Here is a 26,686-nt window from a genome sequence, read left to right as displayed (position 1 = left end):
TCGACGATCGTTGGCGTCACTAACATTCTCGGACGGGGTGAACGTATATCGTTAGTCGGACTAACGCAACGGACAGCAGGGGACCGTGACGAGAGACCGAACCGGAGACAGCCCCCATCCCGGCGCGACCCACACGCCCGACAGGCTGAGGCGACGGGCGAGCCGCCTGTTGTCACAGATGTCGGTACGGTCGGACCGGCTGGTGAACGAGGGGCTGGCCCACGTCGACGCCCGCAAGTGGCACTACGCCGTACTCGCCTCACTGCGGGACATCGGCCCGGCCAGCCAGGCGGCACTGAGCGAGCGCACCGGCGTCTACCGCAGCGACATGGTGGGCGTACTCAACGAACTTGCCGGGCGAGACCTCGTCGAACGGGCACCCGATCCGGACGACCGGCGCCGCAACATCATCACCATCTCGCCTCGGGGCCACCGGTACCTGCTCCGCCTCGACAAGATCCTCGACGACGTCCACGACGAACTGCTCGCGCCACTGACCCCGACGGAACGCGACCAACTCGTGGCACTGCTCCTCCGCTTGCTGGACCACCACGACGGTCGGGCATCCTGAGCCTCGTCTCGCGCGGTCGGGCGTCGTGCACAGTGAGGTTGCTCACTAAACCACTTAGTAGATCAGTAGAAATCGACCACTCCCCCGGCAGAGCCGACTCCCACTGGGTACGGTCGGAGCGCGAGATGTCGACCCGGCCGTTGCAGTTGAGGAGTCCCGTATGTGGGTGAGCAGGTGCGTGCGCGCGGGAGGTGCCCTCGGGCAGCTGTTGCTCGTCGTCGTGCTCGCTCTGGGGGTCTTCGCGATGCATGGCATGGGACATCCCCGTGAGCCGTCGCACTCCACCATGAGTGCCGCGCCCCATACGGCCGCGATGGACTCGTCGACCGTGCCGGCTTCGCGCGACGATCCGACGGGGGTCGCCGTCGGCGGCGTCGCGGGCGGCCACGGCACGGACGCGCGGGATCCGTCGTCCTCGCACGGGCCCTCCATGGCCATGGACATGCTGTCGCTCTGTGTGGCGGTCCTGCTCGGCGTCCGGGTGCTGACCGCGCTTCTCCGGTCGGCCCTCGCGCGCCGCCGGGAACGGGTGGCGCGCGTCCTCGCCCAGGTCGCTGCCGCCGCGCGGCAGGAGCACCCGCCACGTACACCCGATCTCACCCGTCTGTCAGTTCTGCGGCTGTAGGCCGAACCGCTCCCGCGGAACGCGCGGCACGCGCGGACCCGCGGCTTCGCCTGCTCTCGAACCGCCAGAGAACCCACACCACGAGGTGAATCGACATGACCGCCCTCACGCACGCCCGGCACCGCAAGCACGTCCGACGCGCCGTCACAGCCGGCCTCTTCGCAGCCGGGGCCCTGTTCCTCACCGCCTGCGGCAACGACATGAACGGCATGGACCACGGCAGCGGCGAGGCATCGACAGCGACCCCGACCACGTCCGCCTCCGACAAGGCTGGATCCGCCGGATTCAACGCGGCCGATGTCGCGTTCGCGCAGATGATGATCCCGCATCACGAGCAGGCCCTGGAGATGGCCCGCCTCGCCGACGACCGGGCCTCCGACGCGGAGATCAGGGACCTCGCCGGGACGATCGAGAAGGCCCAGGACCCCGAGATCAAGACGATGAAGGGATGGCTGAAGTCCTGGAACGAGCCGACCGGCGTCGAGTCGATGCCGGGTATGGAACACGGCGACGGCAAGGGCGACGGCATGATGACCCCCTCCGACATGGAACACCTCAAGGGCCTGAAGGACGCCGAGTTCGACAAGATGTTCGCCGAGATGATGATCGAGCACCACAACGGCGCCATCGACACGGCCCGGGACGAGCAGAAGAACGGTGAGAACACCGACGCCACGGCGATGGCCGGTGACATCGTGAAGGGCCAGTCCGCCGAGGTCGAGCAGCTGAAGGGCATCCTCGACCGGCTCTGACGGCACCCGCGGCGCGAGCCTTCTCCGGTCGGCTCGCGCCGCTCCGACCTGCCTGCGCACCCGCCCCCACGCGCCCGCGCACCCCGCACCCCGGAGTCACGTACACACGCACGATTCCCCTCGCGGCCGAGCCATCTACTATGCCCTTGCGTATTCACTGCGCGTGTCGGCGGCGAAAGGGAGTCAGGGGCATGCGGCGGCTGGGGGAACTGGAGGCGGAGATCATGGACCGTCTCTGGACATGGAACCGTCCGGCGACGGTGCGCGAGGTCGTGGACGATCTCAACAGGACCCGCCCGGTCGCCTACACCACGGTGATGACCGTCACCAACATCCTCTACAACAAAGGCTGGTTGCTGCGGGGCAAGCAAGGTCGCGCCTGGTTGTACTCGCCGGTGCGCAGCCGGGAGGCGTACGCCGCCGCGCTGATGGAGGACGGTCTGGGCGCGAGCAAGGACCGCCCGGCCGCGCTGGTCCACTTCGTCGAGAACATGACCGAGGAGGAGCAGGCCGCGTTGCGCAAGGCCCTGCGGGCGGTACAACGGCAGGCGAAGTCGTGAACGCGGCTGCCGCCCTCGGCACCTACACGCTGCTCGTGGGTTGCGCCGCCCCGTATCTTCTCCTGCGGGCCGGCTGGACGCACCGCGCACCCGCTCTGGCCCTGACGGTCTGGCACGCTCTCGCACTCTCCTTCGCGCTCGGGTCCGCACTGACCGCCTCCCACCTGTTCATGCCCATGCCCATGCGGCACGCGCACGAGGGGCTGCTCGGACTGCTGCATTCCTGCGGTTTCGACCTGGGCGCGGGCGGCCCCGCCCCCGACACCGCTGGGCGTCTCGCCGTCGCCCTTCCCGCAGCGCTGGGGACCGTCCTCGCGGGCAGTTTCACCTTCCAGGTCGCACGAGCGCGTCGCGCGAGGTCCCGGCACCGGAAGGCGGTGGATCTGGTGGGCCGCCGCTCCGCCCGGCTGGGTGCCACCGTCCTGCCGTACGACGTTCCCGCCGCCTACTGCCTGCCCGGCCGCCGGCCCAGGATCGTGGTCAGCGAGGCGGCCGTACGGGAGTTGGCGCCGGAGCAGCTCGCGGCCGTACTGGAGCACGAGCGGGCCCATATCGCCGGCCGCCATCATCTGGCGCTCGCCGCCACGGCGGCGTTCCACTCGGTCTTTCCCCTGCTCCCCCTGGCCCGCCACGCCCGCGAACAGACGGCGCTCCTGCTGGAGTTGGTCGCCGACGACCGGGCCCTGCGTGCCCACTCCGACGACGCCCTGGCCACCGCGATGTACGAGATGGCGGCGGCCCGGACCCCGAAGGGCGCGTTCGCCGCGGGAGGCCGGACGGTCCTGATCCGGATGCGGCGGATCCTCGGGCCGCGCACCGCTCCGCATCCCGCCCTCCGGAGCGTCATGGTCACCGCGAGCGCGGCCGTCGTTCTGTTACCCCTGCTCGTCGCCTGCCCGCTCGGCGCCGGCTGACGGGTTCCCCCCTATGAAGTTCCGGTGGGGGCGGCTCGGGGTGCCCCCACCGCGCGGGCGGCATGACCCGGCCACCGTCACGCGGCCATCATCATCAGCATCGTCGCCATCGAGCCCCCCATACCGACATGGCCGGCCAGCCGCGCGTTCGGTACGCAGAACAGGGCGGGGACGCGGGTGGCTCGACGGTGGCGGGGCTTCGCCGCGACCGGAGCGGACGGTCCGCCCGAGTCCCGCATCCGGGCGCGTACGGCCAGAGCCACGAAGACCACGAAGTAGGCGGCGAGCGCCCAGAAGGCGACGCTCCACAGGAGCGCGGAGCCGGACGCGGCCCCGGTCACGCCGTGGCCGGCGCTCATGGCCTCCGTCCCGGCCGTACCGCCGTGCCCGTGCCCCGACGAGCCGGCCAGGGCGAGCGTGGGCCCCGATGCGGCGCCCGGCATGGCCAGTGTCATCAGCACCATGGCGGCGCTGCCGATCACCACATGGGCGGCGTGCCCGAGATGCCGAGCCCCGTTCCGGGCGGCGTGCCGTAAGGACAGAGCCACGCCTACGAGACAGAGCACGGCGAACACCGTCGCCCACCACATGCCGTACGTCCCGTAGAGGGCCGCCGTCGGAGGCGCCGCCATCACGGCCATGCCGCCGCCCATGACGACCTCGGTCCCCGCCTCGAACCGGGCCCGGCCGCTGACCAGCCGGATGCGGACAAGGTTCCCGACGGCCACCCCGGCACCCAGCACCGCCAGTGTCCAGCCAAGAAGATGTCCCGTCATGTCACCACCCCTTCGCGGTACCGGATCTCGGCTCACCGCTCGTCGATCACTACGTATCTACTTAGTACGTGCTGGTCCAGGATCCGACTCAGCGGGGTGCGCGTGGCATCCGGAGGGAGAGCGGTCGCGCCATCCTCGCCATATACCCCCCAGGGGTATATGCTGTCGCTGATCGAGGCACAGGTCGACACCGACGAGAACAGGGATGACGGGTATGGACCACAGCGCTCACCACGACGGCGCCGGGCAGGACCACACCGCCGGCGCGGGCCACCACGACCACTCCACGCACGGGGCGCCCCCTGGGCCGGGACACGGCGGCGCCTCCTGGCCCATGGCGGCTAAGGCGACACTGCACTGTCTGACCGGGTGCGCCCTCGGCGAGATCCTCGGCATGGTCATCGGCACCGCACTCAGCTGGGGCAATGTCCCGACCATGGTCCTGGCCATCGCGCTCGCGTTCGTGTTCGGCTACTCGTTCACCCTCTTCGCGGTGCGTCGGGCCGGACTGGACTGGAAGAGCGCGCTGAAGGTGGCCCTGGCCGCCGACACCGTCTCGATCGCCGTGATGGAGCTGGTCGACAACGTGATCATCGCCCTCACCCCGGGAGCGATGGACGCCCATGTCGACGACGGCCTGTTCTGGTCGGCGCTCCTCGGCGGGTTCGCGGTCGCCTTCCTGATCACCACGCCCGTGAACAAGTGGATGATCGGCCGCGGCAAGGGCCACGCCGTCGTCCACGCCCACCACTGACGTTCCCGCCCATCACCGACGTCGTCCCCGTCCACCACACCCGGCCCCTCCGGCGAACACGCGCCGAGCCGGCCCCCGGGCCACCCGGTCGACGCCTGGTGAAACCTTGATCATCCCTAGACCATCCCGACAGCCGGGCGTTCCACCAGGCCAGGTACCGTCACCACGGACTTCCCCCCACGTCGAGTTCCACCAGCGACACCCACCGACACAGGAGCCGTCGTGGCACCGAGCACACCTGCCCCGCGTACGACCGACATACGTACGACCCGCACACACGCATCCCGCACCCAGGCACCTCGCACGCGTCGGCCGAGAGCCGTCGCCCTGGCGCTCGGCACGGCGGTGGCCGTCGTCTCCGCCGTGGTCACGGCCACTCCGGCGGCCGCCGCCGGCTACGCCACGACGGCCGGCCCATGGAGCGCCACCACCGCGCTGACCGGGGCCGACGGGCGCCAGACGCTGATCGACGCCAAGACGGCCGGGGACGGCACCACGTTCGCGCTGTGGCGCGACCGGGCGGCCGACGGCACCCACTGGGACTTCGACATCGCTGTCAAGGCCGCCGGCAGCGGCACCTGGGGGGCCTCCCACACCCTGGCCACCGGCCGGGCGAGCACCTCCCCGGCGGTCCTGACCGTGACACCCACCGGGCAGGGCGTCGTGACCTGGGTGGAGGGCCGGGGCCCGGACGGGGACCTGGCCGCCGTCGCCGCCACCTGGAGCGGGGGCAGTTGGTCGGAGCCGGTTCCCCTCGCCACCTACCCCAACGGCACCTATCTCGGCCTGCCCCGGCTCGCCTCGGCGGCCGACGGCACCCTCACCGCCGTATGGGACCAGGGCGAGTTCGACGACTACAAGGTCATGACGGCCACCCGCGCCCCGGGGGCCGGCACCTGGTCCACGCCCCAGCCGCTCGCCGCCGTCACCACCGGGTCCGTCTACGACCTCGCCGTCACCGTCACCCCGAACGGTGCGGCCACCGCCGTGTGGGACGTCTACGACCAGGTGGCCGACGGCAACCAGCACACCGTCTTCACCGCCACCCGCGCCACGGCCGACGGGAGCTGGAGTGAGGGAACCGTGCTGCCCGGCGTGGGCCTCACCGACGGTGTCGTGCAGGTGACGTCGGACGCCAAGGGCGCCACCACCGTGCTGTGGCGCGGCGCGAACGCCGCCGGGACCGGCACCGACCTCAAGTCCGTCACCCGGACCTCCTCGTCCGCGAACTGGGGCGGTGTGCAGACCGCGGTCCCGGGCTTCTCCTACGACGACGGCAGCGACCCGCTCACCGCACCCGACGGCGACCTCACCTACGTATGGGTGGGCTGGAGCAGCGCCGACGGCGAGCCCGTCGTACGGTCCGTCACCCGCAACGCGAGCACCGGCACCTGGTCCGCGCCCAGAACACTGTCCACCGGGTACGTCACCTGGGACGTGGACGCCTCCATCGGTGCCGACGGCACGGTCCAGGTCGTCTGGCCGCAGGTGCCGAGCATCGACAACGGGAACGACCACTACCTCCAGTGGGCCGTCCGCGCCGACGGCACGTGGAGCAGGGCGACGGCCCTCAACAGCGAGCCTGTGCCCGACGTCTCCAGCACCGAGGCGCTGTCCGGTGAGGTCGCGGCCGGTCCCGACGGCCGGGCCACCGTCCTGTCCCGCGAGGCCGTGGGCAGCGGTGACTACACGAGCCAGGTGTCGGTCCAGTGGCAGACGCTGCTGACCAAGCCCGTGATCACCTCGAAGGCCACGCTGAGCGGGACCGTCCGTACGGGCTCCAAGGTCACCTGTGACGCCGCCTGGACCGGTACCGGCGCCAAGACCGCCTGGTCCTGGCTGCGCGACGGCACGGTCGTCTCCGGCGCCACCGGCAGGACCCGCACCCTGACCGCCGCCGACTACAAGCACAAGGTGTCCTGCCGGGCCACGGTCACCAACAACGCCGGGTCGGTCCGCTCCACCTCCGCCGCCGCCACGGTCGCGGTCGGCCCCGCGCTCAGGGCCACGAAGGCTCCCGCGATCACCGGCACGGACAGGACCGGCTACAGGCTCACGGCCGCGCACGGCACCTGGTCGCCGACGGCCACCTCCTACACGTACGTGTGGAAGCGTGACGGCCGGACCATCACCGGCGCCACCAGGTCCACGTACGTACCGGCGAAGGCCGACAAGGGCCACAAGATCACCGCGAAGGTGACGGCGAAGCGGTACGGCTGGACCGACGGGTCGGCGACCACGGCCTCGGTCACCGTGCGCTGAGCAAGGCCCCGCTCATGAGTCGGGGGCGCCCGGCCGATCCTCCGGTCGGGCGCCGCCGTTCATCTCGTCATCCGCCCCGTACAACCGTTTGTGCGTCGAGAGGGTCGTAGGGGCGTCGGATTCTCAGACGGGAGCATTACGTTGCGCAGACGCACCCTGGCCGTGGCCACGGCCACGGCCACCGCCGCCCTCGCCCTTGCCGTCACCGGGCTCGGCGTGCCCGCGGCCGTGGCGGCGCCCTCCGGTCCGGCGGACGACTTCAACGGCGACGGCTACCGCGACCTCGCCATCGGCACGCCCAAGGCGAGCGGTGGCACGGTCACCGTCCTCTTCGGCTCCGCCGCCGGCGTCAGCCACACCCGGTTCGTGAACGTCACCCAGAACACCCCCGGCGTGCCCGGCGCCTCGGAGAGCGTGGACAGGTTCGGCGAGAACGTCACCAGCGGCGACGTGAACCGCGACGGCTACGCCGACCTGATCGTCGGCGCGCCCGGCGAGGAGGTCACCGGCAAGCCGCGCGGCTCGGTGACGATCGTCTGGGGCGGCGCGAAGCCGTTCACCTCCGGTGGCATGGCGCTGACCGCGCCGAGCGGCGAGGCGGCCGGCTTCGGCGAGGGTGCGGCCTTCGCCGACCTCGACGGGGACGGCAGCCCCCAGCTCACCGTCGTCGGCAACGACACGTTCTGGTGGTACGGCGACGGCGGGCCCACCCAGGACGGCGCGTTCGGCCCCGAGGTGGACTTCCTGCCGGACGGCGTCCAGCTGGACGGCATCGTGGCCGGCCACTTCTCGTCCAAGGACGGCAGCAACGGCTTCGAGTACATCCTGCACGGCCGCCAGTACGACAAGGACGGCTTCCCGCTGCCCGACTACGTGGGTGTGCTGCGCGGAGGCCCCGGCGACATCGGCTCCTCCCACAGTGTCCTCAGCGACGACGGGACGACCGGCTCCGCCGCCTGGCGGTCGGCGTCCGTCGCGACGGGCGACATCAACGGCGACGGATACGAGGACCTGGTCACCGCCGAGGCAGCCGGCGCCGAGGGCGGTTCGATCAGGGTGCGGTACGGCTCGGCGTCCGGGCTGCCGAAGAAGGGCCGCACGTACGACCAGGACAGCCCCGGTGTCCCGGGCACCGACGAGGTCTACGACAGGTTCGGCGCGGCGCTCGCCCTGGGCGACGTGACCGGCGACGGCCGGGCGGACCTCGCGGTCGGCGTCCCGGACGAGACCGTGAACGGCAAGCGCTACGTGGGCAACGTCGTGCTTCTCAAGGGCGGTCCGAACGGCCTGACCACGGCCGGCGCCCAATCCTTCCACCAGGCCACGGCGGGGGTGCCGGGTGCGGCGGAGGCCGGGGACCACTTCGGTTCCTCGCTCCGCCTGCGCGACATCAACGGCAACGGCAAGGCCGATCTGGCGATCGGCGCGGACGGCGAGGACATCCTGCCGGACGGCTACGACGACGGGGCGGCCTGGGTGCTGCGGGGCGCGTCCGCCGGTCTGACGACCACGTCGGCGACCTCGTTCAACGCGACGGACTTCGGCTACCCGGTGGTGGCGGGCCGGAAGTTCGCGGACGTGTTCGCCCGCTGAGCGGCCACCGACGGCCCCGCGACATCGGTCCTCGGGGGTCCTCGGGGGTCCTCGGGGATGATGTCGTCATGAGCACCATCGTCGAGTTCTTCCTGGCACCGGACGACACCGCGGCGGGTGCCGTTGTGCCGACCGGGCCGCGCGGGGCGTACGAGTCGCTGTCCTTCGGCAACTTCGATCCCGAGGAGGCCGTGATCGCGTGGGAGTGCCTGCTCACCGGCAGCACCTTCGAGGAACTCGTCGAGGCCGGCGAACCGCGCGTCGTGGCGGACCGGGACGACGGTGAGTGTGTCGTCCTCGTCGTCTCGCCACGCCTGTCCGCCGCCCTCGCCGACGCCGGGCCGGAGGCGCTGCGGGACGTCGCCGTCGCGTGGTCCGGGCTGCGGGCGGCGGACGGCGAGGTCATCGACGCGGAGACCGCCGAGCTGATCGTGGGTGACGTGGCCGCGCTCGTCGGCGACGGCCGACGGCGGGGCCTGGGCGGGTACTGCTGGGTCGCGTAGCGGGGCCGCCGGTCAGCCTCGCCGGACGGCCTCGGCAGGCGCTGCCCCTGCGGGAGGCCCGACGCGCGGACGCCCGCCTGCGGCACACAGGCGGGCGTCCGGCTCGGCCTGCCGGCGCCAACGGGCGCCGGGCGTCGCTCGGTTGCGGTGGTGCGGCACGCCTCAGTCCACGATCACCCCGGTGCGCGCCGCCGGGGCCCGCCCGACGAGAAGTCCGCCGAAGTTCCCCTCGACCTCTGCCTTCTCCGCCGCGTTCGGATACGCGTTCGTGCACGCGGTACCCGCGGTGGATCCGGACATCAGGCTCGAACACGGCCCGGGCTTGCGGTCGGGAAGCCCCAGGATGTGCCCGAGTTCGTGGGACGAGATGCGGATCGTGTTGTAGCCCTGGTCGACGGCCTGGCGGCCGATGTAGACGGTCCCGTTGCCCAGGGTCGTGGGCAGGGCACGCGGCCAGCCGTTGTCGGCGAGGACCCGGATGTTCGCGCGTTGCCCGGCGGTGACCGGCCGCAGTTCGACGGCGTCGACACTCTCGTTCCAGATCGCCGCGCCCCGGTCGACCGCGCTTCTGAACTCCGCCGAACCACTGGCGTCGTAGGTGAAGACACGGGCGGCCGCGGAGACTTCGGCCGTGTCGGCGGGAGCGGCCACGGCCTGGCCACCCGTCAGGGACAGGGACACGACCAGAGCGGCGGCCAGGCCACCGGTCAGCGTACGTAGGTGCATGATCGACCTCCTCGTGGGGGAAGGGGCAGTCGTGCTCATGACATTATCTGCCCCTTCCCCCGATGTGACGGGAGTGAATCCGTCAATCCGAGGGGGAAGTCGGGGACTTCCCCGCCGGGAGGTCGACCGACCGGGTCAGCGAGCCGTGGCGTCGGCCGCCTGGCGGACGAGGCGGGCGACCGAGGCAGGGTGGGACACCGCGACGGCGTGGGACGCCTTGACCTCGACGGTACGGGCGTGGGCGCGCTCGGACATGAATCGCTGCGCGGCCGGCGGGATGTTGAAGTCCTGCGTGGCGATCAGGGACCACGTCGGGATGCGCTTCCACGCGGCCCCGACGGACGGCTCCTCCAGCGCGGCGGCGGCGATGGGCCGCTGTGTGGCGGCCATGATCGCCGCCTGGTCACGGGAGACGTCCGCGGCGAACTGACCGCGGAACTTGTCGGGCCTGATGCAGAGGTCCTGCCCCTGGCCGCCGTCCGGCAGGACGTACGGCACCGCGTCGACCGCGTCGCCGAGCGTGCTGCCGGGGTACTTGTTCGACAACCCCAGTGAGGTCTCGCCCCGGTCCGGGAGGAACGCGGCGACGTAGACCAGGGCCTTGACCTTCTTCTCCCGGCCCACCGCCGCCTCGCTGATGACGGTGCCGCCGTAGGAGTGCCCCACGAGGACCACGGATCCCTCGACGCGGTCGAGGACACTACCCAGGTACGCGGCGTCGGACGCCGGTCCTCGCAGCGGGTTGGCGGCGGCCACCACCGGATATCCCGCTCGCGTCAGCCGCTTGATGACACCGGTCCAGCCGGCCGCGTCGGCGAAGGCTCCGTGCTCCAGCACGATCGTCGGCCTCGGCCGGTCCGTCTTCGAAGCCGAGGCCGTCGCTCCGGCCGTCCCGGAGAGCGTCACGAACCCCGTGAGAGCCGCCACGACGGTCGCGGTGGCCACGGCGGTGCGGCCTCTGTGCCGCGCGAGCCGGGCGGTGGGGATTCGGGTCATGGGTGAACTCCTTGAACGGTGCGTTGATGGGGCGCGTCGAAGAGCGCGCGGTAGCGCATGGGCGGCGGCGCCACGGGACGACCACGCGTCCGCCCGGCGGCCTTCGCGGCTGTCCGCGAAGGCCGCCAAAGCCGCCAAAGCCGCCAGGCCCATGCGGGCCCGTTTTCTCGGGGTCAGGCGGTGAAGGCGGTACGCAGCGCGGTGACCGCCTGGTGGATCGCGGCCTCCGCGGCGTGGGTACCGCGCAGGGCGTTGAGCATCACGAAGTCGTGGATGACGCCCTGGTAGCGGACCGCGGTGACCGGGACACCGGCCTCGCGCAGCTTGTTGGCGTACGCCTCGCCCTCGTCGCGCAGCACGTCGGCCTCGCCGGTGATGACCAGCGCCGGCGGCAGACCGGTCAGCTGCTCGGTCGTGGCGCGCAACGGGGACGCCGTGATCTCCGCCCGCTGCCGCTCGTCGGTCGTGTACTGGTCCCAGAACCACTGCATCGCGTCGCGGCGCAGGAAGTAGCCCTCGGCGAACCGGTGGTAGGACGCCGTGTCGAACCCGGCGTCGGTCACCGGGTAGAAGAGCACCTGCTGGACCAGCGGGACATCGCCCCGCTCCTTGGCCATCAGGGTCAGCGCGGCGGTCATGTTGCCGCCCACGGAGTCACCGGCCACGGCGATGCGCCCGGCGTCCAGCCGGTGGCCGGCGCCCTCGGTGACGATCCAGCGGGCCACCGCGTAGTTCTGCTCGATGGCCACGGGATAGCGGGCCTCGGGCGAGAGGTCGTACTCGGGGAACACGACCGCGGCGTTCGCGCCGACGGCCAGCTCGCGCACCAGCCGGTCGTGCGTATGGGCGTTGCCGAACACCCAGCCGGCGCCGTGGATGTAGAGGATCACCGGAAGGGTGCCGGTGGCGCCGGCCGGCCGGACGAGGCGGGCGCGCACCTGTCCGGTGGGGCCGCCGGAGACGGTGACCCACTCCTCGTCGACGGCGGGCTTGTCGATCTCTCCGGACTGCACCTCGTCGACGGCCTTGCGGCCCTCCACCGGGCCGAGGTCGAACAGGTACGGCGGATTCGCCGTCGCCTCGGCGAACGCCGCGGCGGCGGGCTCCAGGACCGGTACGACCGGCTCGGTGAACGCAGACATGTGGATCTCCTCAGAACCGGGGGTGACGGGGGTGCACGGGTGACATCCGCACCGCGACCATCAGAGGCCGGTACGGAAGCTCCCGCCCGGCACACCGGAACGCTAAGGGCGCGGGAGACCGGTCGCTTATCCGAGCGCGCCCCGGGCGTGTACTGACGAGGCACAGCGCGCACCGAGTCCACGCTCACGAGAGCGCGCTCGCGAGACCGCGCTCACGAGACCGCGCCGGTGAACCCCTCGTCGGTGAGCCAGCGTTGGGATCGGCGGACCCGGTCCAGCGGGACGGGCTCCAGGAGGATGATCGCCCCCGCGGCCCGGCGGACGGGCGTCACGGCCACGCCGGGCTCGGCGACGAGCGTGAGGAGGCCGTCGGACGCGAACGCGTAGCGCGTCTCCCCGGACTCCTCGGCGTCGTCGGTGGCCGCGCACGGCCGCAGGGCTATGGTGCCCTGCGGCTCGGCGTTCAGGCACAGTTCGGGAGCCGCCTGGTTGCGCAGGTGTCCGCTCCGGTCGAACCGCCACAGCTGGCTCGCCGACGCTGCGCACCGTGCCGTCACCGCGGGCGTGCCCTGCGCCGCCGCCGAAGCGCGCAGGTCCAGGCAGAGCCCCGTCCGCACGTTGCGCAGCCGCGTCACCGGGGCCGCGTCGGCGCCCGGGGAGGTGCCGGAAGACGGGGGAACGGATCGGGCGGACGGCGCGGAGGCGGTCGCGGTCGGGCCGGCGGTTCGTCCGGGCACCGAGCCGCCCACCGCCTCGCTGTCGCCCTCCGTTCCGCTGAGGGCCATGGGTGACGCCGCGATCACTCCGCACAGCACCACCCCCAGGGCGGCCAGCAACGGCCACCGGGGCCGTCGCGGTACGGGCTGGCGCGCGCCCGCCGGCCGGGGCTCCGCCTCCTCGGGCCGCGGGACGGGCTCGGACGGCACGCGAACCGCCGCCCGCGCCCGGGCCTGACGGCCGGGCCGGGTCGCGAAGTAGTCCGCCGCCCGGAATCCCAGGACCGCCTCCGCGAGCAGCACGGGGAGCCGTTGGGGGGACTGGTCGAGCTGGTCCACGGCCGCCTCGCAGTAGACGCAGCCGTCCAGGTGGTCGCGTACCTCCGCCATCATCTCGGCGGACCCCCGGCGGGCGTGGACGTCGATGAGCCGGTTGAGGCGGCGGCAGCGCTCGTCGGGAGCACGGTCGAGGTGGACCCGTACGCACTCGTCGCGCAGGAGCGTGCGGGCGCGCTCGGGGTTCAGCAGAGAGGGTTCCGCGCCGAGCAGGGGCGCCACCACCTCGATGTCCTCGTCCTCGACCACGGTGTGCCACAGCAGCGCCTGCGTGCGGTGCGGCAGGTCTCGGTAGGCGCGCAGAACCAGGCCCCTGGCGGCGCTCCCCCGGTCCTTGCCGGACACCGCGCGGCGCGTCCCACCGGCCGCGTCGCCCCGCAGGTCCGGGTGGAGGGACGAACGCCTGTCGTCCGCGCTCCACTCCCGGGCGGCGTCGAGGACCGCCGCGAGCAGTCGCGGCCGCCAGGGAAAGTCGGCTCCGGCGTGTGCCGCCGCGTCGCCGTAGGTGGTGCGGAACGCCAGCCCGGCCAGCCGTTCCGCGGCGCCCCGGTTCGGCTCCGCGCACAGTGTCGCGTAGCGCAGGACGGACGGGCCGTGCAGCGCCAGCAGTTCACCGGCCGAGGGCACCCCCGCTCCACGTTCGCCGTCCAGGGACTCGGTCCGCGCGAACTCCGGGGGCTCTGTCCGAGCGAACTCCGGGGGCTCGGCCGGCTCGAAGCCGGCATCCGTTCCGGGCGTCACGCGCTCTCCTCCGCGACTCGGAGCCACCACCACGGGAGCACCTTCCATGAAATCCGGTCCCCTCCCTGTTCCGTACGCTCGATACGGCCGTCCGCGGCTCCGCGCTCAACGCCCGCGCCGGAAGATCGCGGCCATCCGTTCGCCCAGAAGTACGTCTCGAACGGTTACACGGTTCAGCAGCGGTCGCCGCATGCCGCCGGATCGGTTCCGAAGGGACGGGCCGGCTTCCTGTCCGGCGTCCGGGGACCACGCCCCCCGTGTCCCGTGTGCGTCCCAGCGGTAGTCCGTGGTCGCAGCTCACGGGTGCGCGGCCGTCCCGGCGTCCCAGCCTGTCGGCGAGGGCTCCTGCCCCGGGGCGGCCCTTGCCAGCATGACCGGCGGCCGGGCACCTCCGGCCTCTCACCAGAGGGGAACACCAGATGGCACAGAGGACGCTTCTGCGGGGCCTGACCCTCGCCGTGGCAGCGGTCCTGCCCCTGTACGGGCCCACGGCGGTGCAGGCGGCGCCGTCCGCAGTCACCGCGGTGGCGGTCTGCGGGCACACGAGCGCACAGCCCACGCTGCAGCGGGGATCGACAGGTGCCTCGACGTTCGAGGCGCAGTGCGAGCTGAACCTGGCGACGAAGCCGAGCCGGTACACGCCGATCGCGGCGGACGGCTCGTACGGGGCGGCGACGGAGACGCGCGTCAAGGACTTCCAGCGGTGCGCCGGGCTGGGCGTCGACGGCGTGCTCGGCCCGAACACCTGGGCCGCGCTGAACACCTGGGCCGCCCAACCGCGCACCTGCGCCGACCAGGGCACCTCGGGCACCGCGCAGGCGGCCCTGTGCGGCCACACCGACACGCGGCCGTCGCTGCGACGGGGCGCGAAGGGCGTCGAGGTCAAAGAGGTGCAGTGCCGGCTGAACCTGGCCATGGAGCCGTTCCACTATCCCCAGCTGTCGATCGACGGCGACTTCGGGGGCGGGACGGAGTCCCGGGTCGTCGAGTTCCAGCACTGTGCCAACCTCGGCGCCGACGGCGTCGTGGGCCCGAACACCTGGGCGAAGCTCGTGGACTGGTCCAGCCGTGGCGCGTACTGCACGCCGCCGCGCCCGGCCGGCTACCCGATCGACGGCCTGGACACGGCCAAGTACCAGCACCCGGCCGGCGCGCCGATCGACTGGAGGGCCGTACGGGCCTCGGGCGTGGAGTTCGCGACGGTCAAGGCCACCCGGGGCATGAACGTGACGGACGACTACCTCACCGCCGACCTCCAGGGAGCCAGGGCGGCGGGACTGGCCGTCGCGCCGTACCACTTCTACACGGGCACGGTGCCCGACACGGGCGGCGCGCAGGCCGACCGGTTCATCGCCGCTGTGCGGGCGACCGGCTACACCGGGCAGCGGGCCGGCGACCTGCCGCCGGTCTTCGACCTGGAACGCATGGACGACGGCAGCGGCAACTGCCCCACCTACGGCACGGTGGACGACGCCAAGGCCTGGCTCGACCGGGTGGAGGCGGCCTTCGGCCGCACTCCGATGATCTACACCCAGAAGTCCTTCCTCGACGACTGCCTGGGGTCGACCACCGCCTTCGCCCGCTATCCGCTGCAGCTCGCGGACTACCGCCAGTCGATCACCCAGCCGCCCCTGCCGAACGGCTCGACGACCTGGGCGATGTGGCAGTACACCGACGCCGCGATCTTCCCCGGCATCCAGGCCCCGGCGACCGCCGACGTGTTCAACGGCACCCAGGCCGATCTGGACCGTCTGGCCAATCGTTGAGCCCGCTCGCCCACAGGAGAACCGCATGACCCTCCGCTTCGCACGCGCGTTCCTCGTCGTGCTGCTCGTCGCCCTGGGCTTCACCGTTCCCGCTCCCGCCTCGGCCGCCGCGGCGACCTCCTGCTACGGCGGCGCCGTCACCGTGCGCTACGGGAACGCGCTCGAATTCGGCCCCTACCGGACCACGAGCCGCTGCCAGGACATCAACCTGCGCGTCACCGGCGGAACCGCCGACCACGTGAACGCCTGCGTGAAGTTCGCGCACTCCGGCACCTGCAACCGCGTGACCAGGGTCGGCCGTGGCTGGACGACCATCGCCACCGACGTCCTGGACGGCAGCAGGTGCACGGTCGTCGCCGGCGTGCCCCTGGAGGGCGACGACGCCGTCCTGCAGATCGCCTTCTGACACCCCCACCCATCGGAGACCACCATGATCCGCAGCAAGGCTTTCGCCACCGCTCTGTGCACCGCCGCCGCACTGCTGGGAGCGGGCGTCGCACCCGCCTCCGCGCAGTCCTCGACCGCCGCCGTCAGCTGCTACGGCGGCGCGAAGACCCTGACGTACCGCTACTCCGCTGCGGCCAGGGAGTACGGCACCTACACCACGTCCTCGCGGTGCGGGGACATCAACATGCGTCTGATCACGGACGAGCCGGGGGTGTACCTGGACGCCTGTGTGGTGTTCGTCGACCACACCACCCGGTGCAACCACGGCGACACGTACTCCACCCAGGGCACCGCCTGGGCGACCGTCGCCACCGACGTCCGGGACGGCACCCACTTCGTCCTGCGCGTACACGCCTACGACACCGACGCGCAGAACGTCACGTTCCAGATCGCCTACTGATCACACACCACCCGGTGCAGATCAGGGTCGCGGGCTGGGCCGCCGACAGCCCCAGCCACAGCCGGGTCGGCATCGACGGGGACTTCGGTCCCGGCACGGCCGCGGCCGTACGCCGGTTCCAGGCGGCGTACAGTCTCACCGCCGACGGCGTCGCCGGCCCCAACACGCAGGCGAAGCTCAACGCGCTGGAGCAGTCGGACGGTTCCACGGCCCACTTCGACTGAAGCGAGTTCGTGGACCAGTCGAGCGGCGCCTTCAACGGCGGCAAGGCGAGCGCGGCGCAGGTGAAGGAGAACGCCCGCCGCTGCATGTACAAGCTGGAGGCGCTGCGCAAGAAGCTGGGCGACAAGCCGATCACGGTCGACTCCGGCTTCCGGAGCATCGCGCACAACGCCGAGATCGGCGGAGCCTCCGACAGCATGCACCTGTACGGCACCGCGGCCGATCTCGACGTGCCCGGCGTCGCCACCAAGACCGTCTACCAGAAGGCGGAGACCTGCGGGTTCTCCGGGCTGGAGCGGTACACCGTGGACCACCAGCACGTCGACAGCCGTGCCGACCTGGGCCGCGACTGGTGGTGGGAGAGCGGCACGGTCTGACGTCGCCGCCGTGATCAGGGAGGTCCGGGTGCCGCGGCGGCGGCACCCGGGCCTTGTGGCCTCAGTGCTTCGGAGTGTCCTTCAGCGCCGCCTCGCAGGAGGGCCAGTCGTGGAAGTCGCGCCGCACGCTCCACAGTCGGTGGGCCGCCTCGATGTTCCACTCGGGGTCGAACGCCCGCAGCGGTGTGCCGTCCAGCTCCCGCAGACTGGCGTCGGAGATCTGGAACACGCCCCAGTTGCGGCTGCCGTTGGTGTTGGGCAGCACCCACAGCGGGTCGAGGAACGACGAACAGCGGGCGATGGCCACGGCGGTGTCGGGATCCTCGACGAACACCGCACGGATCCGCTTCGTCACCCTGGCCGGCGACCAGGTCGCCATGCTGACCGTGTGCCCGTAGAGCGCCTTCTTGGTGGCGTCGTCGACGACGCTCCTGGCCGGCACGCCCGCCAGCACCTGGAAGGCGGTCAGTCTGCGCAGGGTCTCCGGCCCGAAGTCGCCGTCGACGGCGAGCCTGCCCTTGGCCCGCGTCAGCAGGGTCTGGACCTCGCGTACGCACGCGTCGTGCTGTCCCATGCTCACCGACTCGCACGCGGGTGAGTACAGCAGCCTGTCGTCGCGCGCCGGTGAGGCACCGGCCGGGGCCCCCGCCGGCAGCCACACCAAGCCGGCCACCAGTGTGACCACGACCGCCGCGGCCAGGACCGCGAAACGGGACGTCAGCGTCTCCGGCACCCGGAACCGGCGAGGCCGCGCGGGCTCGCCGGGGACAGGCTCCGGCGGAGTGATGTCGTCCGGCGCGGGCTCCGTCGCGAGGGGCTCGGGCCCGGCAGGTTCCGCGGGGCCGGGGTCCGCCTCCTCGGTCACGGCCGGCGTGTCCCGGTCGGTGTCCGCCAGCGCCCACAGCCGGTGGACCTCGCGCAGTTCCTCCGCGCTGGCCCCGCACACCTTGGCGAAGGCGTGCACCACCCGGTAGTCCGTCGGGACGCTGAGGCCGGAGCAGTACCGGTGCAGGCTGGAGCCACTGACTCCGGCCTCCTTGCCGAGGCGGTCGTAGCCCCGGCCGCTGCGGTCCTTCAGCATCCGAAGGCAGGCGGCAAACTTGTCCGCATGCGGAGAGGCAACCACACGTCCACCCTTGCTCAAGCCCCTACTGACGGGGAGAAGCTACACCTCGGGAGGACGTGCGTGCGCCCGTTCGCTACCGGAAGATGACCGTCAACACCCTTGCGCCTGACGGTATTTGAAAGAATGTCGACCCGTCCTGGGCGACGCCGCCCGGACCGGGGGACTCGTCCGCGTCACGCGCTGAGCGCGGCGAGCACCACCGACCTGGCCTCCTCCTGGATACGTCCCAGATGGTCCGGGCCGAGGAAGGACTCCGCGTAGATCTTGTAGACGTCCTCGGTGCCCGAAGGGCGGGCCGCGAACCAGGCGTTGTCGGTGACGACCTTGATGCCGCCGAGGGCGGCGCCGTTGCCGGGGGCCTCGGTGAGGACCGTGGTGACCCGCTCGCCGGCCAGGGTGTCGGCGGTGACCTGGCGCGGGGAGAGCTTGGCGAGGAGCGCCTTCTCCTCACGGGTGGCGGGGGCGTCGACGCGCGCGTAGGCGGGGGCACCGAAACGGTCGGTGAGCTGCGCGTAGTGCTGCGACGGGGTCCTGCCGGTGACCGCCGTGATCTCCGAGGCGAGCAGGGCCAGGATGATGCCGTCCTTGTCGGTGGTCCACACCGAGCCGTCGCGGCGCAGGAAGGACGCGCCGGCCGACTCCTCGCCGCCGAAGCCGAGGGTGCCGTCGGCCAGTCCGTCCACGAACCACTTGAAGCCGACGGGAACTTCGACGAGGGGGCGGCCGACGTCGGCCGCGACCCGGTCGATCATGGAGGACGACACCAGCGTCTTGCCGATCCCGGCGCCCTCGGGCCACCGCTCCCGGTGCGAGAAGAGGTAGGAGATGGCCACGGCCAGATAGTGGTTGGGGTTCATCAGGCCCCCGTCCGGCGTGACGATGCCGTGCCGGTCGGCGTCGGCGTCGTTGCCGGTGGAGATGTCGAACCGGTCGCGCCGCTCGATGAGTGAGGCCATGGCGTACGGCGAGGAGCAGTCCATACGGATCTTGCCGTCCCAGTCCAGCGTCATGAAGCGCCAGGTGGGGTCGGTGAGCGGGTTCACCACCGTCAGGTCGAGTCGGTGCTGTTCGGCGATCCGGCCCCAGTAGGCGACGGAGGCGCCGCCGAGCGGATCGGCGCCGATGCGAACGCCGGCGGACCGGATCGCGTCCAGATCCAGGACGTTCGGCAGGTCGGCCGCGTAGGCGCCGAGGAAGTCGTGGCGGCCGGTGCCGGGCGCGGCCAGGGCGCGGGTGCAGGGGATGCGCCGGACGTCCTTCATGCCGCCGCTGATGATCTCGTTGGCCCGGTCCTGGATCCAGGAGGTCGCCTCGGACCCGGCGGGGCCGCCGCTCGGCGGGTTGTACTTGAAGCCGCCGTCGGCGGGCGGGTTGTGCGAGGGGGTGACCACCACACCGTCGGCCAGGCCTGAGGCGCGGCCGCGGTTGTGGGTGAGGATGGCGTGCGAGACCGCCGGGGTGGGCGTGTAGCCGTCGGTCTGGTCGATGAGGACGGTCACGTCGTTGGCGGCGAACACCTCCAGTGCCGTGATCCGGGCGGGCTCGGACAGGGCGTGGGTGTCGGCGCCGAGGAAGAGGGGGCCGTCGGTGCCCTGCGCGGTGCGGTACTCGCAGATGGCCTGGCTGGTGGCGGCGATGTGGTCCTCGTTGAACGCCGCCGCGAGGGACGAGCCGCGGTGTCCGGAGGTGCCGAACGCCACCCGTTGTCCGGGCTCGGCCGGGTCGGGGTGGAGTGCGTAGTACGCCGTGACCAGGCGGGCCACGTCGACGAGATCCTCGGGTCCGGCGACCTGCCCTGCTCGCGCGTCCTGCATGTCCCGCTCCTCCGCAATGGCCGACCGTAGGGTTCGGCACCCATTCTCCCCCGCCCGGACCGCCGACACGCACGCACGTCGAGGGGCCGGCGAGACACGGGCGAACGGCGGTCGACGGCGGGGGCGCGAGCGAACGGGGTCGACGGCGGGCGCGCGAGCCTCAGAGGTATGCGCCCGCGTCACCTCCGCCATGCCCGCTTGACCAGTGCCTTCCGCTCGCGTCGACCAGTGCCTTCCGCTCGCGTTCGTCCCGTCAGGGCATCGCACGCGCCGACGGGCCCGCCTGTTTCGGCCACATCACGAACCGACCACGATTAATGGGATGGATTCATTCACCCCCACGACCCCCTCGGCGCAGAAGCGCGCGATCAACCGGCATTTACCGGCAAAACATACGAGGGGCTAGACACAGGATCGCTCCCGGCCTAAAAATACATCCCATCTCTCCCTCGACGTCGACACACAGTCGACGCCCACACGAAACATCTCCCGCTCCGGGACCAGCGTGAGGAATCACCGATGAGAGTCAGAACCGTCCTCTGTTCCGCCGCCTCCGCCCTCTCCGCCCTGGCGCTGCTGACCGCCTGCGGCGGATCCGGCGGCACCACCGCGTCGAGCGACTCCGAGCCGCTGGTCGGCGTCGACTACCCGCGCTCCGACGCCGACTTCTGGAACTCGTACATCAAGTACACGCCGGAGTACGCCAAGGAACTGGGCCTCTCCCTGAAGACCACCAACTCGCAGAACGACGTCGCCAAGCTGACCGCCAACGCCCAGACCTTCATCAGCCAGGGCGTCAAGGGCCTGGCGATGGCCCCGCAGGACACCGCCGCCATCGCGCCCACCCTGGCGCAGCTGGGGGCCAAGAAGATCCCGGTCGTCACCGTCGACACCCGCCCCGACAGCGGCAAGGTCTACATGGTCGTGCGCGCCGACAACCGGGCGTACGGCGAGAAGGCGTGCCAGTACCTCGGCACGAAGCTCGGCGGCAAGGGCAAGGTCGTCATGCTCCAGGGCGGCCTGGACTCCATCAACGGCCGTGACCGCACCGAGGCGTTCAACGAGTGCATGAAGAAGGACTACCCGGACATCAAGGTGTTCGGTGAGGCCACCAACTGGGACGGCGCCGTCGCCGCGCAGAAGCTGCAGACGGACCTGACCGCCAACCCGGACATCAAGGGCATCTACATGCAGTCCAGCTTCGCCCTGTCCGGCACCCTCCAGGTCCTCAAGCAGAAGGGCCTGCTGGTCGACCCGAAGAACAAGAAGCACGTCTTCGTCGTCTCCAACGACGGCATCCCCGAGGAGCTGAAGTCGATAGCGGCGGGCAAGATCGACGCCACCGTCTCCCAGCCGGCCGACCTCTACGCCAAGTACGCCCTGTACTACCTGAAGGCCGCGATCGACGGGAAGAAGTTCAAGCCCGGCAAGACCGACCACGACAGCACGATCATCCAGGTCCGTGACGGTCTGCTGGAGGACCAGCTCTCCGCACCGCTCGTGACCGCCGACGGCGGCACCTACGGCGGCGTGCCCAGCGTCAAGAGCGACGACTCGTCGCTGTGGGGCAACAACCTCGGCTGACGGATCTCCGGCGAACGCGACGGCTCACGAACACAAGGCGGTTGAGATGAGCGACGGGGAGCGGACAGTCACCCCCGTGCCCGCCCCGGCGGACGACGGACGGGCCCCGGCGGGTCCGGCCGTCGTCGAGGCGACGGGCATAGTCAAACGATTCGGTCCGACGGTGGCCCTCGACGGCGCCCGGATCACCATCAGGCCCGGCGAGACCCACGCGCTCGTCGGCCGCAACGGCGCCGGCAAGTCGACCCTGGTGTCCGTCCTCACCGGACTCCAGGCCCCGGACGAGGGCACGGTCACCTTCGGCGGCGCCCCTGCGCCCCGGCTCTCGGACCGTGACGCCTGGCGGCGGCACGTGGCCTGCGTCTACCAGAAGTCGACGATCATCCCCACACTGACCGTCGCCGAGAACCTCTTCCTGAACCGGCACGATCACGGCCGGCACCGGCTGATCAGCTGGCAGGGGGTGCGCGGACGTGCGCAGGAACTGCTGTCGACCTGGTCGGTGGACGTGGACCCGCAGACACCGGCCGGCGAACTCGACGTGGAACAGCGCCAGTTCGTCGAGATCGCCCGCGCCCTGTCCTTCGGCGCACGGTTCATCATCCTCGACGAACCGACCGCGCAGCTCGACGGCGCGGCGATCAACCGGCTCTTCGACCGCATCCGCGACCTGCAACGCCAGGGCGTCACCTTCCTCTTCATCAGTCACCACCTCCAGGAGATCTACGAGATCTGCGACATGGTGACGGTGTTCCGGGACGCCCGGCACATCCTGACCGCACCGGTCACCGAACTCCCCCGCACCGAACTCGTCGCCGCCATGACCGGCGAGGCGGCCGCCGACCGCCGCCAGGAACGGCCGAGTTCACCGAACACGCGCACCACCGCGGCCCTGGACATCAGCGACCTGGACGGCGACGCCTATCACGGGGTCACCCTCCAGGTGCGCGCCGGGGAGATCGTCGGGCTCGCGGGGGCGGCCGGCAGCGGCCGTACCGAGGTCGCCGAGACCGTGGTGGGGCTGCGGACCGCCGACGGCGGCCGGGTCGAGATCGCCGGAACGCGTCCCCGTCCGGGAAGCGTCCCCGCCGCGCTCGCCGCGGGCGCCGGGTTCGTGCCCCAGGACCGGCACCACCAGGGCTATGTCCCCGACATGTCGATCGCGGACAACGCCACGCTGTCCGTGCCGCACCGGATCGGGCACAACGGATTCCTCAGCGGCCGCGCCCGGGACCGGCTCGCCGACGGCATGATCGAGAAGCTGGCGATCAAGACCCCCGGACCCGAACTGCCCGTCTCCTCCCTGTCGGGCGGCAACCAGCAGAAGGTCGTCATGGCCCGCGCCCTCGCCGACGACCCCCGGCTGCTGGTCCTGATCAACCCGACCGCGGGCGTGGACGTGCGCTCCAAGGAGTTCCTCCTCGGCAAGGTCGAGGAGACCGCGGAGAACGGCACCGGAGTGCTCATCGCCTCCGACGAACTCGACGACCTGCGCATGTGCGACCGGGTCCTGGTGATGTTCCAGGGCCGAGTGACCTCGGAGATCGCCCGCGGCTGGCACGACCACGACCTCGTGGCCGCGATGGAAGGAGTGGACCTCAATGCCTGAAACCGTCCTCGCGGACACACCCGCGCCGAAGGCCGAGAAGGCCCGGGCCAAGGGGGCCGCGCTGCTCGGCGGTCGCATCCCGCTGGCCCGGCTGCGTGATCTCGCCCTGGTCCCCGCGATCGTCGTCATCGCGATCGTCGGCCAGATCGTCAACCCGGTCTTCCTCCAGGGCGACAACCTCGTCAACGTCCTGCAGACCATGTCCGAGATCGCCCTGCTGGTCCTCGCCCAGACGATGATCCTGATCGTCAAGAAGATGGACCTGTCGCTGGAGTCCACGATGGGCCTCGCGCCCGGCGTCGCGGCCTGGCTGGTCGTGCCGACCGGCGCCGGACACGGTCTCGGCCTCCTCCCCGGCGCCTGGGCGATCCCCGTCACCCTCATCGTGGGCGCACTCATCGGCGTGATCAACGCGCTGCTGATCATCCGCTTCGGCCTCAACGGGTTCATCGTCACGCTCGGCATGCTGATCGTGCTGCGCGGTGTCCTGACCGGCATCTCCGGCGGCCAGACCTTCTTCCAACTGCCGGGGTCGATGCTCTACCTCGGCACGGCCCAGTGGCTGGGGGTGCCCGCCTCCATCTGGCTCTGCCTCACCCTGTTCGCCGTCGCCATCGTCGTCCTCGGCTGGACCAGCTTCGGCCGCTCCCTGTACGCCATCGGGGGCAACGTCGACGCGGCGAAGGCGGCCGGCATCCGTACCGACCGGGTGCTGTGGATCGTCATCGTCACCGGCAGCCTGCTCGCCGCCCTCGCCGGACTGCTGCTCTCCGGACGCCTCGCCTCCGTCGCCTCCGCACAGGGCAACGGTTACATCTTCACCGTCTTCGCCGCCGCCGTGATCGGCGGCATCAGCCTCAACGGCGGCAAGGGCACCATGTTCGGCGCCTTCAGCGGCATCCTGCTGCTGTTCATGATCCAGAACGTGCTCACCCTGGCCGGTGTACCCGCCCAGTGGATCGGCGCCCTCAACGGCCTGATCATCCTGGTCGCGCTCATGATCTCCCGCATCACCGGCGGCAAGGTCCAGGAGTGACTCCGGGCGGGCAGTCGCCCGACCCACCGTGCCGGCCCGGCCGCCGCACCCCGGTCTTCCCCCATCTCGTCGCAGGGGCCCATCGTCCCCCGCTCGCACAGGAGTTGCCATGTCCTCCGCTGAGTCCTCCTCCCCCCGCATCACCGCCCTGGACGTGCTCGACGTACGTTTCCCCACGTCCGAGCATCTGGACGGGTCGGACGCGATGAACCCCGAACCCGACTACTCGGCCGCCTACGTCGTCCTGCACACCGACGCCGGTGACGGACTGGAGGGCCACGCGCTGGCCTTCACCACCGGACGCGGCAACGACGTGCAGGCCGCCGCCATCGCGGCCCTCGCCCCCCATGTGGTCGGCCTCTCCGTGGACGAGGTCTGCGGCGACCTCGGCGCCTTCTCCCGCTCCCTGGTCCACGACCCCCAACTGCGCTGGCTGGGACCGGAGAAGGGCGCCATCCACATGGCGACCGGCGCGGTCGTCAACGCGGCCTGGGACCTCGCCGCCAAGCGTGCGGGCCGGCCCGTCTGGCGCTTCCTGGCCGAGATGTCGCCCGAGGACCTGGTCGCCCAGGTCGACTTCCGCTGGCTGTCCGACGCCCTCACCCCCGAGGAGGCGCTGGCGATCCTGCGCCGCGCCGAACCGGGCCGCCCGGAGCGGATGGCCGCTCTGCTGGAGCGCGGCTACCCCGCCTACACCACCACCCCCGGCTGGCTCGGCTACTCCGACGAGAAGCTGTCCCGTCTCGCCCGCGAGGCCGTCGCCGACGGCTTCACCCAGATCAAGCTGAAGGTCGGCGCGGACCTGGAGGACGACGTACGGCGTATGCGCACCGCCCGCGAGACCGTCGGCGACTCCATCCGCATCGCCGTCGACGCCAACCAGAGATGGGACATCCAGCCCGCCATCGACTGGATGCGCGCCCTCGCCCCGTACGACCCGTACTGGATCGAGGAGCCCACCTCCCCCGACGACATCCTCGGCCACGCCGCCGTCCGCCGGGCCGTGACCCCCATCAAGGTCGCCACCGGCGAACACGTCGCCAACCGGGTCGTCTTCAAGCAGCTCCTCCAGGCGGGCGCGGTGGACATCGTGCAGATCGACTCCGCCCGGGTCGGCGGCGTCAACGAGAACCTCGCGATCCTGCTGCTCGCCGCGAAGTTCGGCGTGCCGGTCTGCCCGCACGCGGGCGGGGTCGGCCTGTGCGAGATGGTCCAGCACCTGTCGATGTTCGACTACATCGCCGTGTCCGGCACGACCGAGGACCGGGTCATCGAATACGTCGACCACCTGCACGAGCACTTCGTCGACCCGGTACGCATCGCCGGCGGCCACTATCTGGCGCCCGAGCTTCCCGGTCTGAGCGCGGAGATGCACCCCGAGTCCCTGAAGGAGTACACCTACCCCGACGGGCCGGTCTGGTCCTCCCGTGTCTGACGCCCGGCGACTGGTGGACGCCCACCACCACGTGTGGGACCTCGACCACCGGCCCCAGCCGTGGCTGGACGAGCCCGGACACGAACCGATCCGCCGCACCTTCGGCGCGGACGACCTGCGCACGGCCGCGACCCGGCCGATCGCCGGCCGGACGCCGGGCACCACCGTCGTCGTCCAGTGTGTCGCCTCCGTGCCGGAGACACGCGAACTCCTCGCCCTGGCCGAGCACGACCCCCTGATCGGGGCGGTCGTCGGCTGGGCCGACCTCACCTCGCCGGCGACCGGCGACGTCCTCGACGAGCTGCGGGCCGGTCCGGGCGGCCGGTACCTGCGGGCGGTACGGCACCTCGTCCAGGGCGAGTCGGACCCCGGGTGGCTGCAACGCCCGTCCGTGGAACGGGGGTTGCGGGCCGTGGCCGACCGCGGGCTGGCATACGACGTACTGGTACGCGACCACCAGCTCGGCCAGGCCGTCCTGCTCGCCGAACGCTTCCCCGGTCTGCCGCTCGTCCTCGACCACGCGGGCAAGCCGCCCATCGCCTCGGGCGGGCTGGAGCCGTGGGAGAAGGAGGTACGGCGGCTGGCCGGCCACCCGCAGGTGCGCTGCAAGGTCTCGGGGCTGGTCACGGAGGCCGACCACCGGACGTGGGCCACCGACGACATCCGTCCGGTGTGGCACGTCCTGCTCTCCGCCTTCGGCGCCGACCGGCTGATGTTCGGCTCGGACTGGCCGGTCTGCGTCCTCGCGGGCGGCTGGAACAAGTGGGCCGCCACCGTCGAGGACCTGCTCGGCGACAGCTCCGCCGCCGAGACCGAGGCGGTCCTCGCCGGCACCGCGACCCAGTTCTACCGCCTCGACTGCCCTGCCCAGAAAGCCCTTTGAAGCCCTCGAAGCCCTTCGAC

26 protein-coding genes are annotated in these 26,686 nt (G+C 71.6%); 19 read left to right on the top strand and 7 right to left on the bottom strand.

Annotated features, from left to right (window positions below; translation table 11 throughout):
* The first annotated feature begins 85 nt into the window (after positions 1-85).
* The 5 genes from H4687_RS42375 to H4687_RS42355 all read left to right on the top strand — a co-directional run bounded on the left by H4687_RS42375 (position 86) and on the right by H4687_RS42355 (position 3,422).
* Entirely contained in the window at positions 86-571 is a 486-nt protein-coding gene (locus H4687_RS42375; RefSeq protein ID WP_046915343.1) for a MarR family winged helix-turn-helix transcriptional regulator, read from the top strand.
* A 160-nt stretch (positions 572-731) separates the two neighbouring features.
* Positions 732-1,196 (top strand): DUF6153 family protein, encoded by a 465-nt coding sequence (locus tag H4687_RS42370; protein ID WP_046915344.1) that lies wholly within the window; start codon positions 732-734, stop codon positions 1,194-1,196.
* A gap of 95 nt (positions 1,197-1,291) precedes the next feature.
* A complete protein-coding gene (locus H4687_RS42365) occupies positions 1,292-1,948 on the top strand; it encodes a DUF305 domain-containing protein (RefSeq protein WP_046915345.1) in 657 nt (218 codons plus the stop codon).
* A gap of 191 nt (positions 1,949-2,139) precedes the next feature.
* On the top strand, positions 2,140-2,508 hold the full coding sequence (locus H4687_RS42360) for a BlaI/MecI/CopY family transcriptional regulator (RefSeq protein WP_046915346.1): 369 nt from the start codon (positions 2,140-2,142) through the stop codon (positions 2,506-2,508).
* A complete protein-coding gene (locus tag H4687_RS42355; protein WP_046915347.1) occupies positions 2,505-3,422 on the top strand; it encodes a M56 family metallopeptidase in 918 nt (305 codons plus the stop codon). Before H4687_RS42360 ends, H4687_RS42355 begins: the two co-directional genes overlap by 4 nt.
* 77 nt (positions 3,423-3,499) lie before the next feature.
* Here H4687_RS42355 and H4687_RS42350 read toward each other — a convergent pair whose 3' ends face one another.
* The gene (locus H4687_RS42350; RefSeq protein ID WP_078907397.1) at positions 3,500-4,198 is read right to left on the bottom strand and encodes a DUF5134 domain-containing protein; all 699 of its coding nucleotides are present in this window, start codon (positions 4,196-4,198) and stop codon (positions 3,500-3,502) included.
* Positions 4,199-4,412: 214 nt separating this feature from the next.
* On the opposite strand from H4687_RS42350, the gene H4687_RS42345 reads away from it, so the two are divergent.
* The 4 genes from H4687_RS42345 (at position 4,413) to H4687_RS42330 (ending at position 9,310) form a co-directional block, all read left to right on the top strand.
* On the top strand, positions 4,413-4,952 hold the full coding sequence (locus H4687_RS42345; protein ID WP_046915356.1) for a DUF4396 domain-containing protein: 540 nt from the start codon (positions 4,413-4,415) through the stop codon (positions 4,950-4,952).
* A gap of 222 nt (positions 4,953-5,174) precedes the next feature.
* A complete protein-coding gene (locus tag H4687_RS42340; protein ID WP_159026142.1) occupies positions 5,175-7,214 on the top strand; it encodes a hypothetical protein in 2,040 nt (679 codons plus the stop codon).
* A gap of 141 nt (positions 7,215-7,355) precedes the next feature.
* Positions 7,356-8,807 (top strand): FG-GAP and VCBS repeat-containing protein, encoded by a 1,452-nt coding sequence (locus H4687_RS42335; protein WP_046915349.1) that lies wholly within the window; start codon positions 7,356-7,358, stop codon positions 8,805-8,807.
* 68 nt (positions 8,808-8,875) lie between these two features.
* Positions 8,876-9,310, top strand: coding sequence for a hypothetical protein (locus tag H4687_RS42330; protein ID WP_046915350.1), 435 nt, complete (start codon positions 8,876-8,878; stop codon positions 9,308-9,310).
* Positions 9,311-9,472: 162 nt separating this feature from the next.
* Here H4687_RS42330 and H4687_RS42325 read toward each other — a convergent pair whose 3' ends face one another.
* The 4 genes from H4687_RS42325 to H4687_RS42310 form a co-directional block, all read right to left on the bottom strand.
* Positions 9,473-10,036, bottom strand: coding sequence for a snapalysin family zinc-dependent metalloprotease (locus tag H4687_RS42325; protein WP_046915351.1), 564 nt, complete (start codon positions 10,034-10,036; stop codon positions 9,473-9,475).
* A gap of 135 nt (positions 10,037-10,171) precedes the next feature.
* A complete protein-coding gene (locus tag H4687_RS42320) occupies positions 10,172-11,032 on the bottom strand; it encodes an alpha/beta fold hydrolase (RefSeq protein ID WP_046915352.1) in 861 nt (286 codons plus the stop codon).
* Between the two features lie 173 nt (positions 11,033-11,205).
* Positions 11,206-12,174 carry an alpha/beta hydrolase gene (locus H4687_RS42315; RefSeq protein WP_050398911.1) on the bottom strand — a complete coding sequence of 323 codons (969 nt, stop codon included), beginning with the start codon at positions 12,172-12,174 and terminating at the stop codon, positions 11,206-11,208.
* Positions 12,175-12,386: 212 nt separating this feature from the next.
* Positions 12,387-13,967, bottom strand: coding sequence for an RICIN domain-containing protein (locus H4687_RS42310; protein ID WP_233443541.1), 1,581 nt, complete (start codon positions 13,965-13,967; stop codon positions 12,387-12,389).
* A gap of 419 nt (positions 13,968-14,386) precedes the next feature.
* On the opposite strand from H4687_RS42310, the gene H4687_RS42305 reads away from it, so the two are divergent.
* The 5 genes from H4687_RS42305 to H4687_RS47035 are packed head-to-tail and all read left to right on the top strand — an operon-like array spanning position 14,387 to position 17,179.
* A complete protein-coding gene (locus H4687_RS42305) occupies positions 14,387-15,733 on the top strand; it encodes a GH25 family lysozyme (RefSeq protein ID WP_097248749.1) in 1,347 nt (448 codons plus the stop codon).
* Between the two features lie 25 nt (positions 15,734-15,758).
* Entirely contained in the window at positions 15,759-16,139 is a 381-nt protein-coding gene (locus tag H4687_RS42300; RefSeq protein ID WP_046916359.1) for a hypothetical protein, read from the top strand.
* A 24-nt stretch (positions 16,140-16,163) separates the two neighbouring features.
* Positions 16,164-16,580: a hypothetical protein gene (locus tag H4687_RS42295; protein ID WP_046916360.1), complete on the top strand. Its 417-nt coding sequence runs from the start codon at positions 16,164-16,166 to the stop codon at positions 16,578-16,580.
* 14 nt (positions 16,581-16,594) lie between these two features.
* A complete protein-coding gene (locus tag H4687_RS47040; protein ID WP_318787728.1) occupies positions 16,595-16,804 on the top strand; it encodes a peptidoglycan-binding domain-containing protein in 210 nt (69 codons plus the stop codon).
* A 9-nt stretch (positions 16,805-16,813) separates the two neighbouring features.
* The gene (locus H4687_RS47035; RefSeq protein ID WP_233443540.1) at positions 16,814-17,179 is read left to right on the top strand and encodes a D-Ala-D-Ala carboxypeptidase family metallohydrolase; all 366 of its coding nucleotides are present in this window, start codon (positions 16,814-16,816) and stop codon (positions 17,177-17,179) included.
* A gap of 61 nt (positions 17,180-17,240) precedes the next feature.
* Here H4687_RS47035 and H4687_RS42285 read toward each other — a convergent pair whose 3' ends face one another.
* Both H4687_RS42285 and pgm read right to left on the bottom strand, forming a co-directional pair.
* A complete protein-coding gene (locus H4687_RS42285; RefSeq protein ID WP_078907396.1) occupies positions 17,241-18,305 on the bottom strand; it encodes a helix-turn-helix domain-containing protein in 1,065 nt (354 codons plus the stop codon).
* A 173-nt stretch (positions 18,306-18,478) separates the two neighbouring features.
* Positions 18,479-20,119: a phosphoglucomutase (alpha-D-glucose-1,6-bisphosphate-dependent) gene (pgm, locus tag H4687_RS42280; RefSeq protein ID WP_046916362.1), complete on the bottom strand. Its 1,641-nt coding sequence runs from the start codon at positions 20,117-20,119 to the stop codon at positions 18,479-18,481.
* A 519-nt stretch (positions 20,120-20,638) separates the two neighbouring features.
* Here pgm and H4687_RS42275 point away from each other — a divergent pair.
* The 5 genes from H4687_RS42275 (at position 20,639) to H4687_RS42255 (ending at position 26,666) form a co-directional block, all read left to right on the top strand.
* Positions 20,639-21,703: a sugar ABC transporter substrate-binding protein gene (locus H4687_RS42275; RefSeq protein ID WP_046916363.1), complete on the top strand. Its 1,065-nt coding sequence runs from the start codon at positions 20,639-20,641 to the stop codon at positions 21,701-21,703.
* 46 nt (positions 21,704-21,749) lie between these two features.
* The gene (locus tag H4687_RS42270; RefSeq protein WP_046916364.1) at positions 21,750-23,312 is read left to right on the top strand and encodes a sugar ABC transporter ATP-binding protein; all 1,563 of its coding nucleotides are present in this window, start codon (positions 21,750-21,752) and stop codon (positions 23,310-23,312) included.
* Positions 23,305-24,348, top strand: coding sequence for an ABC transporter permease (locus H4687_RS42265; RefSeq protein WP_046916365.1), 1,044 nt, complete (start codon positions 23,305-23,307; stop codon positions 24,346-24,348). Before H4687_RS42270 ends, H4687_RS42265 begins: the two co-directional genes overlap by 8 nt.
* A gap of 109 nt (positions 24,349-24,457) precedes the next feature.
* Positions 24,458-25,783 (top strand): L-fuconate dehydratase, encoded by a 1,326-nt coding sequence (locus tag H4687_RS42260; protein ID WP_050398910.1) that lies wholly within the window; start codon positions 24,458-24,460, stop codon positions 25,781-25,783.
* Positions 25,776-26,666 carry an amidohydrolase family protein gene (locus H4687_RS42255; RefSeq protein WP_046916367.1) on the top strand — a complete coding sequence of 297 codons (891 nt, stop codon included), beginning with the start codon at positions 25,776-25,778 and terminating at the stop codon, positions 26,664-26,666. The genes H4687_RS42260 and H4687_RS42255 overlap by 8 nt, the downstream gene beginning before the upstream one ends.
* The last annotated feature ends 20 nt before the right edge of the window (positions 26,667-26,686 follow it).

The organism is Streptomyces stelliscabiei (assembly GCF_014873495.1).
Taxonomy (GTDB): Bacteria; Actinomycetota; Actinomycetes; order Streptomycetales; family Streptomycetaceae; genus Streptomyces; species Streptomyces bottropensis.
Note: the sequence above shows the minus strand (reverse complement) of the source record. Positions and strands in the feature narration are given on the sequence as shown.